This is a genomic window from Rhodococcus sp. D-46 (genome assembly GCF_011290655.1).
GTDB lineage: Bacteria > Actinomycetota > Actinomycetes > Mycobacteriales > Mycobacteriaceae > Rhodococcus_F > Rhodococcus_F qingshengii.
This window is the reverse complement of record NZ_JAANTF010000034.1, coordinates 1,685-5,716: the sequence shown is the minus strand read 5'-3', so window position 1 is coordinate 5,716 and position 4,032 is coordinate 1,685. Positions and strand designations below refer to the sequence as shown.

2 protein-coding genes and 1 pseudogene are annotated in these 4,032 nt (G+C 66.0%); all 3 read right to left on the bottom strand.

Annotated elements, in window-relative coordinates; genetic code table 11:
• Positions 1–128 (bottom strand): annotated as a pseudogene (locus tag G9U53_RS33135) (transposase); the annotation flags it as partial.
• A gap of 56 nt (positions 129–184) precedes the next feature.
• Positions 185–2,671: a site-specific integrase gene (locus G9U53_RS34330; protein ID WP_052416963.1), complete on the bottom strand. Its 2,487-nt coding sequence runs from the start codon at positions 2,669–2,671 to the stop codon at positions 185–187.
• Complete coding sequence (locus G9U53_RS33125; protein ID WP_042448088.1) at positions 2,668–3,930, bottom strand: site-specific integrase; 1,263 nt, start codon at positions 3,928–3,930, stop codon at positions 2,668–2,670. The genes G9U53_RS34330 and G9U53_RS33125 overlap by 4 nt, the downstream gene beginning before the upstream one ends.
• Positions 3,931–4,032 lie beyond the last annotated feature (102 nt).

The following is a 4,032-nucleotide window of genomic DNA, read 5'->3' as shown; positions in this document are numbered from 1 at the left end:
GCTAGATCGTCGTCGAAACCTACGAGTACGCCGAGCTCGGTGAGCGTGTCATCGCCGGTATCGACTCGTCGCAATGTGTGTGGCATGGTCCGAGCGGTATCGGCGATGATGAACGCATCGCGGGCGTCTTCTCCGAACTAAAAATGATCTTGCAATTTGAGGGTTGGAATCTTGTTCGACGAGTTCAGTGATGAGGTTGATGGCTGAGCGGGGTCGTGATGGTGCGGCCGGCGGAATCGGCGAAACTGGGGATTCCCAAGGTGACCGCGCTGTTGCGGCGGGCGGCGATCTGATCCATCTCGGCGAGCTTGGCGCGGGCACCGACGAGGCTGACCTTCAGGCCCTCGGCCTCGCCGAACCAGCGGTGGGATTCGGCTTCGGCGATACGGGCGAGGAGGTTGTCCCGGATCTGCTCGAGGCGAGGTCGGGCGGCGGGGTCGGGGCGCAGAAGCGGGCAGCGCAGACAGCTGTGTTCATGGATGCAGGGAGTGTCGTACGAGCGGCCGCAGTCGCCGACGGCGACCTTGCGTTGTTCGAAGTGGCCGACGAATTGCGCCCATTCCTCATCGGTCGGGGTGCGGTATTCCTCGCTGGGGCGCAGCGCGCGGCGGCGGGCGATGAAGGCTCGATGACCGTTGATCACCTCTTCGGGGTAGACGGCTTTGTATCCAATGGTGGTGTTGATGTCACGGTGTCCAGCGACGAGTTGGGCGATGTGCGGCGGCATCCCGTGAGTGATCGCATCGGTGATGAACAGTCGACGGAAGTCGTGGAAGGTGTAGCGCAGCGGGCGATTACTGGCGTCTTTGACGCCGATCGCAGTCAGCGCGTGGTCCAGATATTGGCGTAGCGCCCTCTCCGATACCGCACGGTTCTCGAGTCGTCGGTGCCATTGGAACAACAGCGGCATGGGTGGGTTGTAGACGCGTTCGTTCTTGTCGTAGGAGACCACCAGCGGCACGTGCGGCTGGCCGAGACGGATCCTGGCGATGATCGCGGACAGCACGTCGGCGAGTTCGGGTGAGATCACCAGCAGCCGTTCGGTGTCGGTCTTCGACGGGGTAATTTGCAGCAACGGGATCAGCTCGCCGGTGGCCGGCAGCCGGTACTGGATCAGGCTGTGGTGGGACAGCTCGGTCAGTTCCTCAATACGAATTCCGGTGTGGCGCAATACCTCCACCACAGCCCACGTCCAGAACCCGCGGTGTTCTTCGAAACTGAGATCGCGGCGCGGTCCACTCTCAGGATCTTCGGCCCAGATTCGGCCGGTGGTTTCTGTCTTCATCTGCGACCGGCGCAGGGTCGCCCCGGCGGCGGTGAACAGTTCACCTGGCCTGGCGCGTTCGGCGGCTGCGAGCAACTCGGCGGCGCCGGTGCGTTCGGCCGCCACCCAGGAGACCAGCGCTGGCAGCACCGGGAGCCGTTCGCGGGTGCGGGCGTCCATGCGGGACTTTCGTTGTGACCGGTCTTTCTTGTGGGAGGCGTCGCTGGCGCTGACCGGGCAGCGCACCGCCCATGGCCCCCATCGGGCCGGATCGTCGTCGGCCCACTCGGCGATGTCGAGGTAGAAGGCTCGCACCGCGGTGAGCACGCTGCGCCCGTCCAGTCGCGCCGAGGCGACATCGACCCGTTCACCGTCGTGGGTGGTCCTCGTGCGGGTGAGCGCGCGTTGCTTCCACGCCGCAGCGACGTCGCGAGGCAGTGTGAGCGAGTCGATGCCAGGGTGGTGGGCCTGCAGATCGGCCCAGAACAACTTCCCGAGCAGGTAAGCCAGGCGTTGCAACGAGGAGAAGTCCACCGACAGCTGACGTTCCCGCAGGTAATCGACCAGCACGTCCCGCACCGGCCGGCAGGCGATCCGGTAGCGGTCGATCAGCTGCTCACAGCTCGGTTGCCCGCGGCCGGAGAACATCTCGATGGCGGCGGGCGCATCTTCGCTCAGGACACCGTGCGCGCGCAGCAGCTGGTAGAACAACGGGCTGTGGGCGTAAGCCTCGGATGTGGCGCGCATGCGGGCTGCGATCCCGAGAAGCTCAACGCAGTCGCCGACGCGCACCGCGTCGACCGAGCCGCCCTTGGCGGCCATGATGACCGCGATCCGGGTCAGTGCCTGCTGCCCGCTCTGCAGTCCGACCCCGCCATCCGTGCACAACTGGGCGAGTGCGGCGAAGGCTCCCGGGTCCCGGGTGCGGGCCATCTCGGTGGCGAGGTTGCGGCGCGCCGGCGCGAACCGCAGCAACCACTCCTGACTGGGCCGGATGACATCGGCACAGATCAGCACCAGCAGCCCGGGGCTCAAGTGCGGCAACGGTTTCGCGCGCAGGGTGTCGGGCCTGACCAGATCCCGCCAGTCCCGCTGCTCTTCCGCGTTGCTGGCCCGCCACCGCTGCTGCCAGCTGTCCCCGGACTGGGTCTGCAGCCAGCTCAGCACCGCCAGGATCCCCAGCCGCCGAGTCTGTTGGCTGTTCGGGTTGTCCAACGCCAACGGCGCGGACAGGACCCGACCGAGTACCTCGGAGCGGCTCGGCTCGGTTGCCGACCACGACACGGCGACAGGCCGGGGCGGGAACGAAGCGAGCAGTTGCGCCCCGGTCGGATTCGCCGACTCGGTGATTGCCAGCGGGGCGTCAACGGTTGGCGTCCAGATCCTCTGGCCGCTGGCGGAGGTCACGTCGCGTCCTTGCCGAACATAATCTGCAGACTCTCGGCGCGGTATTCCGGAGCTGGCGGTGCGTCCGGGGGACGGTCGCGGCGACGCGAATGGAAGGTGAGCATCCCGGCGATCACTTCCTCGGTCACCGGATTCAGGTAGCGCTGTGTGGTGGACAGGTTGGCGTGGCCCATCACCCATTGAATGTCGGCCAGCGGCACCTGCGGGTCGCGAGCCATCCGATACGCGGCGGTGTGGCGAAGGTCGTGCAGCGACCAGTTCGAACCCAATGCTGCGTTGGCGCGGGTGAACATCGCCCGTGCCGCGTCATAGCGTAGCGCCCGAAACGGGCGCCGCAGCGTCCACCACAACGGCTCGTCCCGGCCGGACGGAACGAGACCGTTCAGCTGCGCCTGATACAGCCGAAGCCACACGAACGCGTCAGGTGCGGCGGGCAACGGTTGCAACACCCGGGTTCCCTTCCGGATCACGGTGATCAACTGTTGTCCAGGGTCGACATCGGAGACCTTGGCGCCCAACAACTCCGAGGCCCGCGCCCCGGTCGAGACCCAGAATGCGACCAGTGCCCGGTCGCGATGAGAACCTAGCTGCGCGAACAACTCGTCGAATCGGTCGTCCGGGATGCAGCGCGGCGCCCGCGTCACCACCTTCGGGCGATACCGGCCGCTGCGTTGCCCGGGGAACGGATCCATCGGGTTGTGGTGCGCATTCGCCCGACCTTCGCGGCGGTGCCGAGACAACGGGAACGGATTGACCATCGGCCCAGTGCCTGCCTCCAGGTGAAAGTCGTAGAAGCCCCGCAACACGCTCTCACAGTGCGCAACCGTCGCCGCCTCGTACCGGTCACCGCGAATGGCCTTGCCGGTCAACGAATTCGACCCCGACGAGGCCTGCTGCAAACCCGACTGCAGGGCATCGCCGTCGGGATAACGCCAATGCGGTCGCGCCGGTTTGACCGCGATCTGCAACCAACGGCAAAAATCACGTGCCTCGGTTCGAGTCGCCTGGTCCCAGTCCACCTCGAGCACCCACAAGAACCGGAACCAGCGCAATAGATCCATCCCATACGAACGATGCGTCGTCGCCGGTCTCCCGCACGCCGCCAACTCGGCAAAGAACGCCGCTACCGGCGCGACCACCGTGCCATCACCGTCAACGAGTCGATACGGCTCGAACAGATCTTCCGTCGCCTCGAGCAACCCCAGCGCCGGGACCACCAGTCCGGACAACTCGCGCGGCACGTCCCTGTCGTTGGTCATGAGAAACGAACCTAGCGAGCCCAGTCGAGCCCCGCACGCATCTTCGGAAAGGCCGACACGGTAGTTCGGTCAACAGGTCGGTCTTGGCTTGCCCGGGATTAA

Coding starts and splice junctions, on each gene's coding strand:
- G9U53_RS33125 (WP_042448088.1), bottom strand. CDS start 3,930: ATGACCAACGACAGGGACGTGCCGCGCGAGTTGTCCGGACTGGTGGTC.